At 39.3% G+C, this 18,006-nt stretch carries 17 protein-coding genes and 1 other annotated feature; of the genes, 16 read left to right on the top strand and 1 reads right to left on the bottom strand.

The annotated features are described in order from the left end of the window. Positions 1–18: 18 nt before the first annotated feature. Positions 19–1,296 (bottom strand): replication-associated recombination protein A, encoded by a 1,278-nt coding sequence (locus tag ACFX4E_RS01405; RefSeq protein ID WP_028410591.1) that lies wholly within the window; start codon positions 1,294–1,296, stop codon positions 19–21. Between the two features lie 226 nt (positions 1,297–1,522). Here ACFX4E_RS01405 and cymR point away from each other — a divergent pair, with 226 nt between their 5' ends. From cymR to ACFX4E_RS01485, 16 genes are all read left to right on the top strand, one after another. After that, positions 1,523–1,939: a cysteine metabolism transcriptional regulator CymR gene (gene cymR / locus ACFX4E_RS01410; protein WP_013059297.1), complete on the top strand. Its 417-nt coding sequence runs from the start codon at positions 1,523–1,525 to the stop codon at positions 1,937–1,939. 23 nt (positions 1,940–1,962) lie between these two features. After that, positions 1,963–3,105, top strand: a complete 1,143-nt coding sequence (locus ACFX4E_RS01415; protein WP_028410592.1) for a cysteine desulfurase family protein — start codon at positions 1,963–1,965, stop codon at positions 3,103–3,105. Between the two features lie 106 nt (positions 3,106–3,211). After that, the gene (mnmA, locus tag ACFX4E_RS01420) at positions 3,212–4,324 is read left to right on the top strand and encodes a tRNA 2-thiouridine(34) synthase MnmA (protein WP_028410593.1); all 1,113 of its coding nucleotides are present in this window, start codon (positions 3,212–3,214) and stop codon (positions 4,322–4,324) included. Between the two features lie 157 nt (positions 4,325–4,481). Continuing rightward, positions 4,482–5,141 carry a tetratricopeptide repeat protein gene (locus tag ACFX4E_RS01425; protein WP_013085089.1) on the top strand — a complete coding sequence of 220 codons (660 nt, stop codon included), beginning with the start codon at positions 4,482–4,484 and terminating at the stop codon, positions 5,139–5,141. A gap of 24 nt (positions 5,142–5,165) precedes the next feature. Then, positions 5,166–7,523 carry an SF1B family DNA helicase RecD2 gene (gene recD2 / locus ACFX4E_RS01430; protein WP_013059293.1) on the top strand — a complete coding sequence of 786 codons (2,358 nt, stop codon included), beginning with the start codon at positions 5,166–5,168 and terminating at the stop codon, positions 7,521–7,523. A 141-nt stretch (positions 7,524–7,664) separates the two neighbouring features. After that, complete coding sequence (locus tag ACFX4E_RS01435; protein WP_013059292.1) at positions 7,665–7,856, top strand: hypothetical protein; 192 nt, start codon at positions 7,665–7,667, stop codon at positions 7,854–7,856. A 25-nt stretch (positions 7,857–7,881) separates the two neighbouring features. Next, positions 7,882–8,016: a YrzQ family protein gene (locus ACFX4E_RS01440; protein ID WP_013059291.1), complete on the top strand. Its 135-nt coding sequence runs from the start codon at positions 7,882–7,884 to the stop codon at positions 8,014–8,016. Between the two features lie 114 nt (positions 8,017–8,130). Further along, the gene (locus ACFX4E_RS01445; protein ID WP_013059290.1) at positions 8,131–9,192 is read left to right on the top strand and encodes an AI-2E family transporter; all 1,062 of its coding nucleotides are present in this window, start codon (positions 8,131–8,133) and stop codon (positions 9,190–9,192) included. A gap of 51 nt (positions 9,193–9,243) precedes the next feature. After that, positions 9,244–9,455, top strand: a binding site (T-box leader). Positions 9,456–9,580: 125 nt separating this feature from the next. Next, a complete protein-coding gene (alaS, locus tag ACFX4E_RS01450; RefSeq protein WP_028410594.1) occupies positions 9,581–12,214 on the top strand; it encodes an alanine--tRNA ligase in 2,634 nt (877 codons plus the stop codon). Positions 12,215–12,298: 84 nt separating this feature from the next. Further along, complete coding sequence (locus tag ACFX4E_RS01455; RefSeq protein ID WP_013059287.1) at positions 12,299–12,568, top strand: IreB family regulatory phosphoprotein; 270 nt, start codon at positions 12,299–12,301, stop codon at positions 12,566–12,568. Next, positions 12,569–12,985: a Holliday junction resolvase RuvX gene (gene ruvX / locus ACFX4E_RS01460; protein WP_013059286.1), complete on the top strand. Its 417-nt coding sequence runs from the start codon at positions 12,569–12,571 to the stop codon at positions 12,983–12,985. It abuts the gene before it with no gap. Between the two features lie 154 nt (positions 12,986–13,139). Continuing rightward, positions 13,140–13,424 (top strand): DUF1292 domain-containing protein, encoded by a 285-nt coding sequence (locus ACFX4E_RS01465; protein WP_013059285.1) that lies wholly within the window; start codon positions 13,140–13,142, stop codon positions 13,422–13,424. 412 nt (positions 13,425–13,836) lie between these two features. After that, positions 13,837–14,940: an endolytic transglycosylase MltG gene (gene mltG, locus ACFX4E_RS01470; protein ID WP_028410595.1), complete on the top strand. Its 1,104-nt coding sequence runs from the start codon at positions 13,837–13,839 to the stop codon at positions 14,938–14,940. A gap of 181 nt (positions 14,941–15,121) precedes the next feature. Further along, positions 15,122–15,778 (top strand): O-methyltransferase, encoded by a 657-nt coding sequence (locus tag ACFX4E_RS01475; protein WP_013059283.1) that lies wholly within the window; start codon positions 15,122–15,124, stop codon positions 15,776–15,778. Further along, positions 15,775–16,704 carry a peptidase U32 family protein gene (locus tag ACFX4E_RS01480; protein WP_028410597.1) on the top strand — a complete coding sequence of 310 codons (930 nt, stop codon included), beginning with the start codon at positions 15,775–15,777 and terminating at the stop codon, positions 16,702–16,704. Before ACFX4E_RS01475 ends, ACFX4E_RS01480 begins: the two co-directional genes overlap by 4 nt. 39 nt (positions 16,705–16,743) lie before the next feature. Then, positions 16,744–18,006: a peptidase U32 family protein gene (locus tag ACFX4E_RS01485; RefSeq protein ID WP_013059281.1), complete on the top strand. Its 1,263-nt coding sequence runs from the start codon at positions 16,744–16,746 to the stop codon at positions 18,004–18,006.

Genomic DNA, 18,006 nt, shown 5'->3' on the forward strand with positions numbered 1-18,006 from the left:
TGAAACTGAGCAACAGTTTCAGCCATTTTCTTTTTTTAATGTCTCTAAACGATTGAAAACTTTTGAAAAGTATTTTTCTTGTCCATTTTGTTTAGGATGAAAATATTGTTTGTTTTTGATGCGATCCGGTAAATACTGTTGAAGGACCCATCCGTTATCAAAATCATGCGGGTATTGATATTCAACGCCTCGGCCAAGGTTCTCTGCTCCTTTGTAATGAGCATCCTTCAAATGAGGGGGAACGTCGCCGGACAGCCCTTTTTTAATATCGCTTATCGCTTCATCTAATGCTTTGTAAGCAGCGTTGGATTTCGGTGATAGGCAAAGCTCAATAACGGCGTTTGCAAGCGGGATACGTGCTTCTGGGAGTCCTAATCGCTCAGTTGCTTGAATGGCTGCGAGAGTTCTCATGCCGGCATCCGGATCAGCTAGTCCAATGTCTTCATAGGCAATGACTAAAAGGCGACGATTGATGCTGATCAAGTCTCCTGCTTCAATTAGCCGTCCCAAATAATGAAGAGCGGCATTTACGTCGCTGCCGCGAATCGATTTTTGAAAAGCCGATAATACATCATAGTGAGCGTCACCATTTTTATCATGTGAAAAATATTTTTGCTGCAGACATTCTTCTGCCGTTTGTAAGGTAATAACGATTTTACCATCGCTTTCGCCTGTTGATAAAACAGCCAGTTCCAGAGCATTCAAAGCCGAGCGCACGTCACCGTTACAGCTGTTGGCAAAGTGGTTCATGGCGTCATCTTCTATGATAATTTTTCTATCCCCAAATCCGTTGGATGAGTCGTTGAGTGCCCTTGTTAGCGCCATTTTGATATCATCTGGCGTAAGAGATTTTAATTCGAAGATTTGGCATCTGCTTCGAATAGCAGGATTAATTGCGTGATAAGGGTTACTTGTTGTCGCTCCGATTAGAATGATCATGCCATTTTCTAAATAAGGAAGCAAAAAGTCTTGCTTGGCTTTGTCAAGGCGATGAACTTCATCTAACAGGAGAATTACTTTGCCTGACATTTTGGCTTCTTCGGCGACAATTTCCATATCTTTTTTATTGTTTACAACGGCATTCAACTGACGAAACGCCGTGTTGGTTGTTTTTGCAATAGCTGTGGCAATTGTTGTTTTTCCAACGCCTGGAGGTCCATATAAAATCATCGAGCTTAAGTGATTTGCTTTTACCATTCGATAAATCATTTTATCTTTGCCAACTAAATGCTGCTGTCCGATAACATCATCTAAATGAGTCGGACGCATTCGAAATGCGAGAGGTTTTGTAGCCATATTTTTCTCCTTTCTTTTCTTTCACTGTATCATAAGAGGTGAATAGGTGGTGGAAATTTATCTTATAGGCATAGTATGTTATAATATCAACAGTTACATTTGCAAGAAATGCGTATAGAGAAGTTCATATAGCTTAGTAAAAAACGACTCATCACAGTATTCAGTGACAACGTGAGGGTCTTATTTTTTTCATAAATAAAAAAAGTGTATTGAAGGAGTGTATCGTATGAAAATTTCAACAAAAGGACGCTACGGTTTAACGATTATGATTGAGCTTGCGAAGCGCTTTGGCGAAGGTCCTATCTCGCTTAAAACTATTGCTCAAACGCATGACTTATCTGAACATTATTTAGAGCAGCTTATTTCACCGCTGCGTAACGCTGGGCTTGTAAAAAGCGTGCGCGGAGCTTATGGAGGTTACATCTTAGCACATGAACCTGCTAACATTACTTCTGGAGATATTATTTCTGTTTTAGAAGGTCCTATTAGTCCTGTAGAAGGAATTGAAGATGAAGAGCCTGCAAAACGCGAGCTGTGGATTCGTATTCGAGATGCGGTTAAAGAAGTGCTAGATAGTACAACGCTTGAAGATTTAGCAAATCATTCTGATGATGATCAAGCGTCTTATATGTTTTATATTTAATAATGAGCTAGGAGGCGTTTATTTTGGAACGTATTTATGTTGATCATGCAGCAACGTCTCCAATACATCCAGCAGTCGTTGAGAAAATGACGACTTTTATGCATGAGTACTTTGGAAATCCGTCTAGTATTCATCACTACGGGCGGGAAAGTCGACGCTATTTAGACGAAGCTCGCCAAACGATTGCAGCAAGTATTGGAGCACACGAAAATGAACTGATTTTTACAAGTGGTGGGACAGAAGCAGATAATATGGCACTGATCGGAGTAGCTCTTGCAAACCGCCATAAAGGAAATCATATTATTACCACGCAAATTGAACACCACGCTGTGCTTCATACGTGTGAATATTTAGAAACACAGGGCTTTGAAGTGACTTACTTGCCAGTTAATGAGTACGGACAAGTATCTATGGATGAAATAAAATCAGCCCTGACCGATCAAACAATTCTTGTGTCGGTGATGTTTGGAAATAATGAAGTAGGTGCTATTCAGCCAATTGGAGAAATTGGAGTTCTATTAAAAGAGCATGGAGCATATTTCCATACGGATGCAGTGCAAGCTTATGGATTAATTCCGTTAAATGTGCAACAATTAGGTGTCGATCTTTTATCCGTTTCGGCTCATAAAATTAACGGACCAAAAGGGATGGGCTTTTTATATGCAGCTGCTCACGTTTCACTGTCTCCTTTGCTATTTGGAGGAGAACAAGAGCGCAAACGACGAGCTGGAACTGAGAACATGACAAGTATTGTCGGGTTTGAAGAAGCTGTGAAAATTTCGCAACAAACGCTGCAAACACGTGCAGATGAATATAGAAGATACAAAGAAATAATGGTAGCTGTGTTGAAAGAAGAAGGTATTTCGTTTGAAATTAACGGACATCTTGAAAATGCTCTGCCACATGTGTTAAATTTATCATTTCCAAAAACAAATGTTGAATCGATGCTCGTAAATTTAGACTTAGCAGGAATTGCGGCATCGAGCGGTTCAGCTTGCACAGCGGGAGCAATCGATCCTTCTCATGTGCTTGTAGCTATGTTTGGAAAAGGGTCTGAACGTTTAACAACTTCTATTCGATTTAGCTTTGGCTTAGGAAACTCAGCTGAGCAAATTGAAAAAACCGCACGTCAAACAGCAAACATCGTTAAGCGACTAACGATGTAAATAGCAGCCATCAGTAGGGTCTTCATCCCTCACTGATGGTTTGTGTCGTTTCTTTCGCTTTTTAGCGAACAATTTAATTAAAATGAAGAAAACGGAGGTGGCGAAGTTGACAAAATCACCTAAAGATACACGTGTAGTAGTCGGAATGAGCGGAGGCGTTGATTCATCTGTAGCAGCTCTTTTATTAAAACAACAAGGATACGATGTGATCGGAATCTTTATGAAAAACTGGGACGATACGGATGAAAACGGCGTTTGTACTGCGACTGAAGATTATAACGATGTTATTCGCGTATGTAATCAAATTGGTATTCCCTACTATGCAGTCAACTTTGAAAAACAATATTGGGATAAAGTATTTACCTACTTTTTAGATGAATATAAAGCAGGTCGTACACCGAATCCTGATGTAATGTGTAATAAAGAAATTAAATTCAAAGCCTTTTTAGAGCATGCAATGACGCTAGGAGCAGATTATCTAGCGACAGGACATTATGCACGCGTTGCGTACCGCGACGGGGAGTATAAAATGCTTCGAGGCGTAGATGGAAATAAAGATCAAACGTATTTCTTAAATCAATTAGGACAAGATCAGCTTTCCAAAGTAATGTTCCCGATTGGTGAAATTGAGAAATCAAAAGTGCGTGAAATTGCAAAAGAAGCAGGCCTTGCTACAGCAACGAAAAAAGACAGCACAGGTATTTGCTTTATTGGTGAACGCAACTTCAAAGAATTTTTAAGTCAGTATCTTCCTGCTCAGCCAGGTGTAATGCAAACGCTTGACGGCGAAGTGAAAGGCAAGCATGACGGTCTCATGTACTATACAATTGGCCAACGCCATGGTTTAGGTATTGGAGGCAGCGGTGAACCTTGGTTTGTAGTCGGAAAAGATTTAGAAAAAAATGTTTTGTACGTCGATCAAGGCTTTCACAATGAGCTGCTCTATTCTACATCTCTTACAGCAACCAATGTCAGCTGGGTAAGCGACCTTGACTGGTCGTCACCAATGACGTGTACAGCAAAATTCCGCTATCGTCAAACCGATTCAGCAGTAACTGTTGAAAAAGTCGATGATGATACAATTAAGGTTATTTTTGCTGAACCTGTTCGCGCAATTACGCCAGGTCAAGCAGTTGTGTTTTACAAAGACGATGAATGTCTTGGCGGAGCAACAATTGACAAAGTATTTCAAGAAGAAGAGCAAATCTGGTACGTATAATTCATATAAGCAAGAACGAAAAACCTCGGCCGTATATAGCTGAGGTTTTTCTATGATATACTTTACTTATTGGGTAAACTAATAACTTACATATTGTAGATTTTCATGATGTGAAAATCTTTTAAATCATAACTAAAACAGTGGAGTGAACGAAAAAATGACAGATAAAAATCAGCTAGGAATCCAGTATATGCAGGAAGGGAAATTTGAAGAGGCTGCTAAAACATTTTCAGAAGCAATTGAAGATAATCCAAAAGATCCAATTGTGTATGTGAATTTTGGCAATTTGTTAGCGGCTGTTAGTGAGATGGATCGTGCTTTGAAATTTTATGAACGTGCGATTGAATTAGATGAAGAAACGGCAACAGCGTATTACGGAGCAGGAAATATTTATTTTAATGCAGAGCAGCTTGAGCAGGCAAAGCACTACTTTGATTTAGCAATCAAAAAAGGCTTAGACTCATCCGATGCGTACTTTATGCTTGGTTTAACGCTGTTTCATATGGAAGAAATTCGTTTCGCGATGCCTTATCTTCAGCGGGCGGTAGAACTAAACGAACATGATGTAGAAGCAAAATTTCAGTACGGTCTTTGTTTAGCACAGCTCGAAATGGTAGATGAAGCAATTGCTGAATTTCTTAAGGTAGTCAATCAAGAGCCAGAACATGCCGATGCTTTTTATAATTTAGGCGTAGCTTATGCTATGAAAGATGACAAAGACAAGGCGATTGAGATGTTAGATGAAGCTTTAAACGTGCAGCCAGATCACGTAATGGCAGCAAATGCCAAACAAGTGCTGTCTACATTAGAACATTAAGAAAGCGGGTAAAGGAAGGATAACATGAACGAAGAACAAGTGAACCCTTCACAGCCAGAACGTCATTATATAAGCGGCACGTCGATTGTAACGGTCTTTCATAACGAAGAAAACTTATATAACGTTACGCGGATACGGATCAAAAAAACAAATTTAGAGATTGAAGATAAAGAAACGGTCGTTACAGGCTATTTTCCTAAGCTGAATGAAGATGAAGTATACACGTTTTACGGAGACTTCAAAGAGCATCCAAAGTTTGGTCTGCAGTTTCATGTTGAACAGTTTAAAAAAGAACTTCCGCAATCAAGGCAAGGGGTTGTTCAGTACCTGTCTAGCGATTTATTTCACGGCATCGGTAAAAAAACCGCTGAAAACATTGTGGACGCCCTAGGAGAACGCGCTATTTTTCGTATTTTGCAAAATGAGTCTGTGCTAAAAGAGGTTCCGAGGCTTTCAGCCGACAAGGCAGAAGCTTTAGTCACGCAGCTTCGTGAACATCAAGGGTTAGAAGAAGTAATGGTAAAGCTGACAGACCTCGGGTTTGGACCGCAGCTTTCGATGAAGATTTTCCAAGCGTATAAACAAGAAGCGCTTGAAATTGTTCAAAATAATCCTTATCAGCTCGTAGAAGATATTCAAGGTATTGGTTTTAGCAGGGCCGATGAACTTGGAAAGAGGCTTGGTATGGCAACCAATCATCCTGATCGTTTGCGCGCAGGTATTTTATACGTCATTGAGCAAGAATGCAATCAAATGGGGCATGTATACGTTACGGCAGACCAGCTGTATGGAAAAACAGCAGAGCTTCTTCGGAAAAGCAGGCATGAGAATCTGTCTGAAATGGATCTTACAAGAGAAGTGGACGCATTAAAAGCAGATAAAAAGCTTATCATCCAAGACGAAAAAATTTATTTTCCTCCCCTTTTCTATGCTGAAAAAGGGCTGGTTAAAGCTATTCAAAAAATTATGGCTCAAACGCAGTACGAAGAGCAGTTTCCGGAATCAGAATTCTTATTGGCTCTGGGTGAACTAGAAGAGCGGTTAGACGTCCAATATGCACCGTCTCAGCGCAAGGGTATACAAACCGCTTTAATGTCTCCAATGCTTCTCTTAACAGGTGGACCAGGTACAGGAAAAACAACGGTTATTAAAGGAATAGTCGAACTTTATGCAGAACTTCACGGATGTTCGTTAAATCCAGGGGACTATAAAAAAGATGAGGCTTTTCCTGTTTTACTTGTGGCACCTACGGGACGAGCTGCTAAACGAATGAGCGAAGCGACGGGACTTCCGGCAGTTACGATTCACCGATTATTAAAATGGAACGGACAAGAAGGATTTGATCATAATGAGGAAAATCCAATTGACGGAAAATTACTGATTGTAGATGAAGTATCAATGGTAGATTTGTGGCTCGCTCATCAGCTGTTTAAATCTCTTCCTGCTAATTTACAGGTTATTTTAGTTGGAGACGAAGACCAGCTTCCTTCAGTAGGTCCGGGACAGGTATTAAAAGATTTACTGAGTTCCGAAGTAGTTCCTACCGTCCGTCTGACAGATGTATACAGGCAAGCGGAAGGATCGTCAATTATTGATTTGGCTCATGAAATAAAAAAAGGAAAGCTTCCGGAAGACTTATCGAGGCAGCAAGGAGATCGTTCCTTTATTCGTTGTCAAGGACAGCACATTACGAACGTTGTGCAACAAGTTTGCGGGAATGCGTTAAAAAAAGGCTATACGGCTAAAGATATTCAAGTTTTAGCTCCTATGTATAAAGGTCCTGCAGGGATTGATAAACTGAATGAAGTTCTTCAGGAATTATTTAACCCGGCTTCTGAGCAAAGAAGAGAGCTTAAGCACGGAGATATTACGTACCGAGTCGGAGATAAAGTGCTGCAGCTTGTAAATCAGCCGGATAGCAACGTATTTAACGGAGATATGGGAGAAATCGTTTCGGTTTTCTTTGCCAAAGAAAATACGGAAAAACAGGATATGCTGGTTATTTCATATGAAGGAAATGAAGTAACTTACACAAAGCAAGACTTTAATCAAATAACTCATGCATACTGCTGTTCCATTCATAAATCACAGGGAAGTGAATTTCCCATTGTTGTGCTTCCAATTGTTAAAAGCTATTACCGGATGCTGCGACGCAATTTACTTTATACCGCCGTTACGCGAAGCAAACAGTTTTTAATTTTATGCGGAGAAGACGAAGCGTTTCAGCTTGGAGTTAGCCGAAATGAAGACAGCGTTCGCCAAACGAATTTACAGCCGCTGCTTCGAGAAAGCTTGGATAACGACATAGAAGATCCCGAAATTCCATTTATGAAAGATGCAAATATTGGGATGGAAAACGTTACGCCGTATGATTTCATGTAACCTTTCGCATGCTAACAAAGAGTTAAATAAACTCCTTTGTTGCCATCCTTCTTTGCTAATTGTCAGAAAATAAAGTATGGACATGGAAAGAAGTGGACATAATGCGTTTATATAAGTAGAACGTATAAAGAGGTGTCGACTTTGTTTAAATGTCCAAACTGTAAAAGTATTGACGTTGGCAAAATTGGTGTAAATCAGTATTACTGCTGGAATTGTTTTATTGAAATGACTATTTCAAAAGGACAAATTAATACTCACCAAGTAGAAGAAGATGGAACATTGAGCTCGCTTGATGATTTATTCTCAGACGACGAGCGCACAATCAATTTCTAATTCTTTTTTACCGGGAGGAAGAGCAATGGGCAGAATCATTCCGTCAGTAGTCGCTTTCGGTCTTGGAGCTTATGCATTTAAAATGGCAGATGATCGAGAGATGTTTACAAAAAGAAATATGAAAAAAATGCGTAAACGTATGATGAAAGCTATTCACTAATAAAAAAAGCACTATTGCACTGAGCTGCAATAGTGCTTTTTTGCAGGCAGAAGAGACAACTGCATGTATAAACTCCTTTCTTTATCAAAAAATAGAAGAGAGGAGGAGTTTACGTTGAAAGATAGTTCATTCAAATGGTTCTATAGATTCGGACTGCTGTTATTAGCGCTGCTGTGCATATTAGTCTTTTTTAAAGTCCAGTTTTTATGGCTTCCTGTTATTTACATGTTTTTAAAAGCACTGCTGCCTTTTTTTATTGCAGCATTCATTACATATTTACTTCATCCGCTTATTGAAAAAACGCATGATAAAGGCGTGCCTCGTCCTCTAGCTATTTTACTGATCTACATCATCTTTTTTGGAGGAATCGGGTTTGGAGCCTATAAGTCGTATCCTATTTTTGTGGAACAAGTAAAAGATTTAAACGAACAGCTGCCTCATTTTACGAATACATATAGACATTGGGTAGAATCGATTCATGATCGTACAACTTCACTTCCAAACGGTGTACATGAGAAAATTGAAGGCAGCATTGATGATGTAGAGGCTACGCTCAACGTGTGGCTTACAAAAGTGGCGGAAGGATTAAAGTCATTGATTACCTCTTTTTTGATTTTAATCATTATTCCATTTATTGTTTTTTATATGCTGAAGGATTTTTCCTCTATTAAGAAAGCAACAGCTTATGTCACGCCTAAAAAGTGGCACAAACCAGGCGAACGTTTTTTATCGGATGTGAATGAATCACTCGGCAATTACATTAGAGGGCAATTTTTTGTTTGTCTCATTATTGGTGTGATTGCCACAGCGGCACTGTGGTTCTTTCATGTGCCTTATGCACTTCTTTTAGGCTTCATTATTGGCGTAACGAATATCATCCCTTATTTTGGCCCGATTATTGGTGCGGTTCCAGCGGCTATTATTGCAGCCACAATCTCGATAAAGTTGGTTATTACCATTGTCATTATAATCTTTGTGCTGCAGTTTCTAGAGGGAAATGTGCTGTCTCCGCTTATCGTAGGAAAGAGCCTTCATATTCATCCTTTGTTTATCATGCTTGCGCTCCTTTTAGGAGGAGAATTTGGAGGAGTATTGGGTCTCATTTTGGCTGTGCCAATTTTAGCAGTCATTAAAATATCTATTTTGCATATCCGCTCTTATACGCTCAAACATTGACAAAGAGCGGTTAATTTGTCATAATATCGCCATAAGAAAACGCTACATATTTTAAACACAATGATGGATCGAGTACGTTGCACACTAGTTTTTAGAGAAGGGCTTCCTTGGCTGAAAGAAGCGCTAAACAAAGAGCAGCGGAACGCTAGTCCAGAGTGCAGGCTAAAACCTGCCGTGTCAGCAACGTTAACGCTATGAAGGTGATAAATGCTTTTGGCATTTATAATCAGGGTGGTACCGCGAGTTTAACTCTCGTCCCTGCTACAGGGATGAGAGTTTTTTTGTGTGCAAATAACTAGTAATTGCTTTTGTACACAGAGAAAATAGATGCTTTTATGTCATCATTTTTTTGTCTATAAATAAGAAGAGTATTAAAGGAGGACCAATCATGAAAAAACTGACATCAGCACAAGTTCGTCAAATGTATTTAGATTTCTTTAAAGAAAAAGGCCATGATGTAGAACCAAGCGCATCTTTAGTTCCGCATGAAGATCCGTCTTTATTATGGATTAACAGTGGAGTAGCTACATTAAAAAAATATTTTGATGGTCGTGTTATTCCTCAAAATCCGCGTATTTGTAACGCACAAAAATCCATTCGTACAAACGATATCGAAAACGTAGGTAAAACGGCTCGCCATCATACGTTTTTTGAAATGCTTGGTAATTTCTCTATCGGTGATTATTTCAAAGAAGAAGCCATCCAATGGGCATGGGAATTTTTAACGAGCGATAAATGGATTGGATTCGACGCAGATAAGCTATCTGTAACAGTTCACCCCGAAGATGAAGAAGCATTTAAGATTTGGAATGAAAAAATGGGCGTGCCTAAAGAGCGCATCATTCGTTTAGAAGGTAATTTCTGGGATATTGGAGAAGGTCCGAGTGGTCCAAATACAGAGATCTTTTATGATCGCGGAGAAGCATATGGAAATGACCTAACTGATCCGGAATTATATCCAGGTGGAGAAAATGAGCGTTATTTAGAAATTTGGAACCTTGTATTTTCTCAATTTAATCACAATCCTGATGGCACGTACACGCCGCTTCCAAAGAAAAACATCGATACGGGAATGGGCTTAGAGCGTATGGTTTCTGTTATTCAAGACGTGCAAACAAACTTTGATACAGATTTGTTTATGCCAATTATTGAAGCAACAGAAAACATTTCAGGCGCTAAATATCGTACAAATGATGAGCAAGATACGGCATTTAAAGTTATTGCTGACCATATTCGTACGGTAACATTTGCTGTAGGTGATGGTGCGCTTCCTTCAAATGAAGGTCGTGGGTATGTGCTGCGCCGTTTGTTACGCCGAGCAGTTCGCTATGCTAAAAAGCTAAACATTAATCGTCCGTTCATGTACGAGCTAGTGCCGGTAGTAGGTGAAATCATGGTTGATTTCTATCCGGAAGTAAAGGAAAAAACGGATTTTATCCAGCGCGTAGTAAAAAATGAAGAAGAGCGTTTTCACGAAACGTTAAATGACGGACTAGCTATTTTGGGAACCGTTATTAAAAAAGAAAAAGCGCAAAACAGTGATATGGTACAAGGCGAAGATGTTTTCCGTTTATATGACACGTATGGATTCCCTGTTGAATTAACGGAAGAATATGCAGAAGATGAGAACATGAAAATTGATCATGCAGGTTTTGAACGCGAAATGGAAGCACAGCGTGAGCGTGCACGTGCTGCTCGTCAAGATTCTAGCTCTATGCAAGTTCAAGGCGGCGTACTTGGTGAAGTAACTGTTGCAAGTGAGTTTGTTGGTTATGATAAAAATGAAGTAGAAACAGTTGTTGAAGCAATTATTGTAGACGGTGAGCTTGTTGACCGCGCTGAAGCTGGAACAGAAGCGCAAGTCATCTTAAGCCACACGCCATTCTACGCAGAAAGCGGCGGTCAAATTGCGGACCAAGGTACGATTCAAAGTGCCTCAGGAACAGCGGAAGTAAAAGACGTTCAAAAAGCGCCAAACGGCCAAAATGTCCAAACGGTAGCTGTAACAAACGGTGAGCTTGTAAAAGGTGAAACATATACGGCGGGGCTTGATGAAGAAAACCGCAGTGCGATTGTGAAAAACCATACGGCAACGCATTTATTGCATCAAGCATTAAAAGATACGTTAGGAACGCATGTTAATCAAGCGGGTTCTTTAGTAACAGCGGATCGCTTGCGCTTTGACTTCTCTCACTTTGGTCAAGTGACACAAGAAGAGCTTGAGAAAATTGAACAAATCGTTAATGAAAAGATTTGGGACAGCATCTCTGTACAAATTGAAAACAAAGCAATTGACGAAGCAAAAGCGATGGGTGCAATGGCGCTATTTGGTGAGAAATACGGAGATATCGTGCGCGTAGTACAAGTAGGCGACTACAGCTTAGAATTATGTGGTGGATGTCACGTGCCAAATACGTCTGTTATCGGTTTATTTAAAATTGTATCAGAATCGGGAATCGGTGCAGGTACTCGACGCATTGAAGCTGTAACTGGAAAAGCTGCCTATCAGTTAATGAACGATCAAGTAGGCTTACTAAAAGAAGCTGCGGCAAAAGTAAAATCCAATCCGCGTGATTTAGTAGGGCGCGTTGAAGGATTACTAGAAGAAATTCGTAATCTTCAGCGTGAAAATGATTCACTATCTACAAAGCTTGGCAATATTGAAGCTGGCAATCTCGTTGACCGCGTACAAAACATTAATGGTGTGAATGTCCTAGCAGCGAAAGTGAATGCAACGGATATGAATAACCTTCGTGCAATGGTTGACGATTTAAAACAAAAATTAGAATCCGCTGTGATCGTATTAGCTTCTCCACAAGGTGAAAAGGTAAATATTATTGCAGGTGTAACAAAAGATTTAATTGCTAAAGGCCATCACGCTGGCAAACTTGTTAAAGAAGTAGCGACGATTTGCGGCGGAGGCGGAGGCGGACGCCCTGACATGGCGCAAGCTGGAGGAAAAGACGCTAGCCAAATTGAAAAAGCACTTGGCACTGTAGAAGAATGGGTTAAATCCGTTTAATTCTCCTCTTTCTTGGTGTACAATATAAATAAGACTTAGCATAGTGCACAATGTGTTCACAAATTAAGAGAGTGAGGTGGGACCGTGAGTTCATTTGATAAAACCATGCAATTTAATTTTCAAGATGAGCCAGCTGAAACAAACGTACATGAAGTATTGTTTACGGTTTATGACGCACTGCAAGAAAAAGGCTACAACCCAATCAACCAAATCGTTGGGTATTTGTTATCAGGAGACCCTGCTTACATTCCTCGTCATAACGATGCGAGAAATACAATTCGCCAGTTAGAGCGAGACGAGCTCATTGAAGAACTTGTTAAATCTTATTTACAACAGCATCGAAAGGATTCATAAATGCGCGTATTAGGATTAGATGTAGGAACCAAAACAATTGGTGTGGCAGTTAGTGATGAAATGGGATGGACAGCGCAAGGAATTGAAACAATTAAAATTGCAGATGAGCAGATGGAGCAATCATATCCTCGTTTACAGCAGCTAATTGACGAATATTCCGTAGAGAAAATCGTAGTGGGTCTTCCTAAAAATATGAATGGTACGATTGGCCCTCGAGGCGAAGCATGCATTGAGTTTGCTGACAACGTCAAAGAAAAACTTAACATTGAAACGATGATGTGGGACGAGCGCTTGTCGACGATGGCAGCAGAGCGAGTACTGCTGTCTGCCGATGTAAGCCGTAAGAAACGCAAAAAAGTAATCGATAAAATGGCAGCTGTTATGATTCTTCAAGGATACTTAGACAGCAAGCAGTAAGAAAAGCAGCAGGCTTTGCCTCAGCTGAAAAGTTATGAATTTCCCTTTTGCATATTCTTTTGTACGTAAAAGGGAAGTGAAATAACTGAACGGCTTGCTTTTCGCTGAAGAAAAAGTTAAGCTAAGAGCTTACAATATAAAATGAGGTGCAAACATGAGCGTAGAAGAAAATAAAATTACAATCGTCGATGAGAATGGAAATGAGCAGCTATGCGAAATTTTATTCACATTTGATTCTGATCAATATAACAAATCATATGTAATTTACTATCCAATCGGAGCAGATCAAGATGATGAAGAGGAAATTGAAATTCATGCATCTGCTTTCACACCAAGTGAAGATGGTCAAGACGGTGAGCTTCAACCGATTGAAACAGAAGAAGAGTGGGACATGGTTGAGGAAATGGTTAATACATTCCTTGACGAAGAAGGCGAATAATTATAGTGAAAAAGCTGATGACAATCGTTATCAGCTTTTTTTTACATAGCGGCTGTTCTTTTTAGATATAAAAAGGTTTTTCCTTGCATTCTTAGGGCAGATTGTATGATAATGACGAAAAATAAGATAAATTGTAGTATAATAATTCCTGCGTGTGAGAGTGCATTTTAATAAAAGAATTCATTGTTTGAACGGATGAAACTAGACTTTGGGCAGACAATAACATAAATCATGGAAAAATTTTAGAAGAGGCGAGAGTTTAAGGAAGCGATACCATCTCACACCTATAGGCGATACGAATGAATCGCAATCTCATGTCTCCTCTCTGTTTATACTTATAAAAAATCAAGAAGAAAAGAGGTGAAACTGGTTGTATCTTCTTTTACAGAAGTAGATTTAACCAGGAAGCTGCTTGTCGCAACAAACATTTTTACCACCTAATCGTTCAAGAAAAAAACGAGTTATTTTTATTACAATTATCGTACTTCTTTTACTAGTTGGCGGTGCATTTTTCTATGCTCAATCCCGCTTAACGCCCGTGGATCGAAACAGCAATAAAAAAGTAAATGTGACCATTCCACAAGGTTCTTCCGTCCAATCGATTGGTACGGTATTGAAAAAAGAAGATTTAATTAAAAGCAAAAGTGCATTTCGCTATTACGTAAAATTAACCCATGTGTCTGGATTTCAAGCTGGAACGTATTTATTTTCTCCTTCCATGAGTTTAGGGGAAATGGTTGAAAAAATGGAAAAAGGCCAGGTTTCAAAACAACCTGATATTCGTGTCACCATTCCAGAAGGACGCCAGCTTGTGGAAATTGCTGATATCATTGCTAAAAATACAAAGTTTACAAAAGACGAAGTCATGAAAAAGCTAGACGATAAGGCATTCGTCAATAAAATGAAAGAAAAATATCCAGATTTAGTAACGGATGAAGTGATGCAAAAAGATATTAAACATCCGCTAGAAGGTTATTTATATCCCGTTACGTATGATTTTTATGATAAAAATGTGTCGTTAGATGAAATATTGGATAAAATGGTAGGGAAAACAAATAATGTATTAGGTCAGTACAGTGGGCAAATGGAGAAGAAAAAATTCAGTGCACATAAATTGTTAACAATGTCTTCTCTGATTGAAGAGGAAGCAACTGCAAAAGTCGACCGAGAAAAAATTGCCAGCGTCTTTTATAATCGCCTTGAAAAAAATATGCCTCTTCAAACGGATCCAACCGTCTTATATGCCTTAGGAGAGCATAAAGACCGCGTGTTCTATAAGCATTTAGAAGTGGACTCTCCTTACAATACGTATAAAGTAAAAGGGTTGCCTCCAGGACCAATTGCCAGCTCTGGTTTGATGTCAATCAAAGCTGCGTTACATCCAGCCAATACAGATTATTTATACTTCTTGGCCACACCTGAAGGAAAAGTTATTTTCACCAAAACCTTAGAAGAACATAACAAAGAAAAAGCCAAGCATATTACAGGTAAAGAAAAGCAAAATACCGAAAAATAAGTGGAAATTTAAAATTGGGGAATCGCGATACTTCGCATTCCCCATCTTTTATGTTAAAATATATCGGGTTTACGTAAAAACGAAAAAAACTTATAATAGACTAGTTGTCTTACTATTTTGCAGTAATAAAACGTTATGAAAACATAATGTAAAATGTACTTCTGAGAACGGAGGAAGTGTTTTGCTTTTACAAAACGTAGAGCAGTATGTGGAAAAGCTTATTCCTAAGCGCCAGGAGCTTATTGAAGAAATGGAAGCTTATGCAAAAGAACATCACGTTCCGATTATGGAATTGATTGGTGTTGAAACGCTATTGCAAATTCTTCGTCTTCATCAGCCAAAACATATATTAGAAATTGGAACAGCGATTGCATATTCGTCTATTCGAATGACCCATGCGCTTCCAGAGGCACGAGTGGTTACGGTAGAACGAAATGAAGAGCGTTACCAAAAAGCGCAAGAATTTATTGAACGGGCGGGAAAACAAGATAAAATTGTGTCGTTGTTTGGAGATGCACTAGAGCTTAGAGATGAGATTGAACGTCATGGTCCTTATGATGCAGTGTTTATTGATGCAGCTAAAGGTCAGTATCAGCGTTTTTTTGAACATTATGAGCCGATGCTATCTTCTAAAGGAATGATTATTTCGGATAACGTACTATTTAAAGGTCACGTAGCGACCGATTTAGCCGAAGTAGAAACACGTCGACGCCGCAGCTTAATTAAAAAAATTCAGGCATACAATACGTGGCTGATGAATCATCCCGATTATTATACAACTATTCTCCCTATTGGAGACGGAATCGCGATTAGTATTAAAAGAGGTGACCAAGAATGAAAAAACCAGAACTATTAGTGACACCAACTGCAGTTTCAGAAATCGAATCATTACTACAAGCTGGAGCAACAGCTATTATGGTTGGTGAACAGCGCTACGGTTTGCGTTTAGCAGGTGAATTCAAACGTGAAGATATCGTAGAAGCTGTAAATATTTCTCATCAGCATAATGCAAAAGTCTACGTAGCGATGAACGGATTATTTCACAATGATAAAATCGCCGAACTAAATGAATATATTTTATTCTTAAAAGAAGCAAGCGTGGATGCAATTGTTTTTGGAGATCCTGCTGTATTGATGGCAGTGCGTGAAACAGCTCCAGAAATGAAGATGCACTGGAGTACTGAGACAACGGGAACAAACTGGTATTCATGTAACTACTGGGGGCGTAAAGGAGCTAAGCGTGCAGTTCTTGCTCGTGAGCTAAGCATGGATAGCATCATTGATATCAAAGAAAAAGCCGAGGTAGAAATTGAAGTTCAGGTGCATGGCATGACGTGTATGTTCCAATCAAAACGTTCACTTCTTGGCAACTACTTTGAGTATCAAGGAAAAGTCATGGAAATTGAAAATCGTAAAGTAGAAAAAGATATGTTTTTACTTGATAATGAGCGAAACAATAAGTATCCAATTTTCGAAGATGAAAATGGAACGCACATTATGAGTCCAAATGATATGTGCATTATCGATGAGCTTTCCGAGATGATTGACGCTGAAGTAGATGTATTCAAAATTGACGGCGTGTTAAAGTCACCGCAATATATTTTAGAAGTAACAAAAAAATATCGTCAAGCGATTGATTTATGTGTAGATGACCGTGAAGAATACGAAAATGTTAAAGACGATTTGTTAGAAGAAATTGAAAGCTTGCAGCCAATTAACCGCCCGTTAGACACAGGGTTTTTCTTTAAAGAAACGGTATATTAAAAAGCTTGCAAAGAAAGATAAACAAAGGAGGTACAAACGATGGCTGTTCAAATCGATACTGTAGTAGAAGGTAAACGAGTTATTACTAAGAAGCCTGAGTTGTTAGCTCCAGCCGGTAACCTTGAAAAATTAAAAGTTGCCGTACACTATGGAGCAGATGCTGTGTTTATCGGAGGAAAAGAGTTTGGCCTTCGTTCAAATGCAGATAACTTTACATTTGAAGAAATGGCAGAAGGTGTTCAGTTTGCAAACAAATACGGCGCACGTATTTATGTTACAACAAACATTTTTGCTCATAATGAAAATATGGACGGACTTGAAGATTATTTAATGGGATTAGAGCGCGCTGGTGTTTCTGGAATCATCGTAGCTGATCCGTTAATTATCGAAACCTGTCGACGCGTTGCACCTAAGCTTGAAGTACATTTAAGTACGCAGCAATCACTTTCAAACTGGAAAGCCGTTCAGTTCTGGAAAGAAGAAGGATTAGAACGTGTTGTACTTGCTCGTGAAACGGGTGCTGAAGAAATGCGCGAAATGAAAGAAAAAGTGGATATTGAAATTGAAGCTTTTATTCACGGAGCGATGTGTATTGCTTATTCAGGCCGCTGTGTGCTAAGTAATCATATGACAGCGCGAGATTCAAATCGCGGAGGCTGCTGTCAATCATGCCGTTGGGACTATGATTTATTTAAAGTAGAAGACGGTAAAACGGAAACGGCTTTATTTGATGAGCAAGACGATCCGTTTGCAATGAGTCCAAAAGACTTAAATTTAATTCAATCTATCCCTCAAATGATTGAGCTGGGTATTGATAGCTTAAAAATTGAAGGACGTATGAAGTCGATTCACTATATCGCAACAGTGGTGAGCGTATATCGCAAGGTGATTGACGCATACTGTGCAGATCCTGAGAATTTTGTGATTCAAAAAGAATGGCTTGATGAGCTAGACAAATGTGCAAACCGCGATACGGCTCCTGCCTTTTTTGAAGGAGTTCCTGGAGTGGATGAGCAAATGTTTGGCGTACACGGCAAGAAAACAAAATTTGATTTTGCTGGTTTAGTATTGAACTATGATGAAGAAACAAGCATCGTGACATTGCAACAGCGTAACTATTTTAAACCGGGAGAAGAAGTGGAATTTTTCGGTCCGGAAATTAAAAACTTTACGCAAAAAATAGATAAAATTTGGGACGAAGATGGCAATGAACTAGATGCTGCGCGTCATCCGCTGCAAATTGTGAAATTTAAAGTGGATCAACCTCTATTTTCATATAACATGATGCGAAAGGGGATTTAA

Origin of the sequence: Priestia sp. YIM B13491 (assembly GCF_042787605.1) — a bacterium.
Lineage (GTDB): Bacteria > Bacillota > Bacilli > Bacillales > Bacillaceae_H > Priestia > Priestia megaterium_E.

Coding starts and splice junctions, on each gene's coding strand:
- ACFX4E_RS01480 (WP_028410597.1), top strand. CDS start 15,775: ATGAAAAAACCAGAACTATTAGTGACACCAACTGCAGTTTCAGAAATC.
- ACFX4E_RS01425 (WP_013085089.1), top strand. CDS start 4,482: ATGACAGATAAAAATCAGCTAGGAATCCAGTATATGCAGGAAGGGAAA.
- recD2 (WP_013059293.1), top strand. CDS start 5,166: ATGAACGAAGAACAAGTGAACCCTTCACAGCCAGAACGTCATTATATA.
- ACFX4E_RS01405 (WP_028410591.1), bottom strand. CDS start 1,296: ATGGCTACAAAACCTCTCGCATTTCGAATGCGTCCGACTCATTTAGAT.
- alaS (WP_028410594.1), top strand. CDS start 9,581: ATGAAAAAACTGACATCAGCACAAGTTCGTCAAATGTATTTAGATTTC.
- cymR (WP_013059297.1), top strand. CDS start 1,523: ATGAAAATTTCAACAAAAGGACGCTACGGTTTAACGATTATGATTGAG.
- ACFX4E_RS01440 (WP_013059291.1), top strand. CDS start 7,882: ATGGGCAGAATCATTCCGTCAGTAGTCGCTTTCGGTCTTGGAGCTTAT.
- ruvX (WP_013059286.1), top strand. CDS start 12,569: ATGCGCGTATTAGGATTAGATGTAGGAACCAAAACAATTGGTGTGGCA.
- ACFX4E_RS01485 (WP_013059281.1), top strand. CDS start 16,744: ATGGCTGTTCAAATCGATACTGTAGTAGAAGGTAAACGAGTTATTACT.
- ACFX4E_RS01465 (WP_013059285.1), top strand. CDS start 13,140: ATGAGCGTAGAAGAAAATAAAATTACAATCGTCGATGAGAATGGAAAT.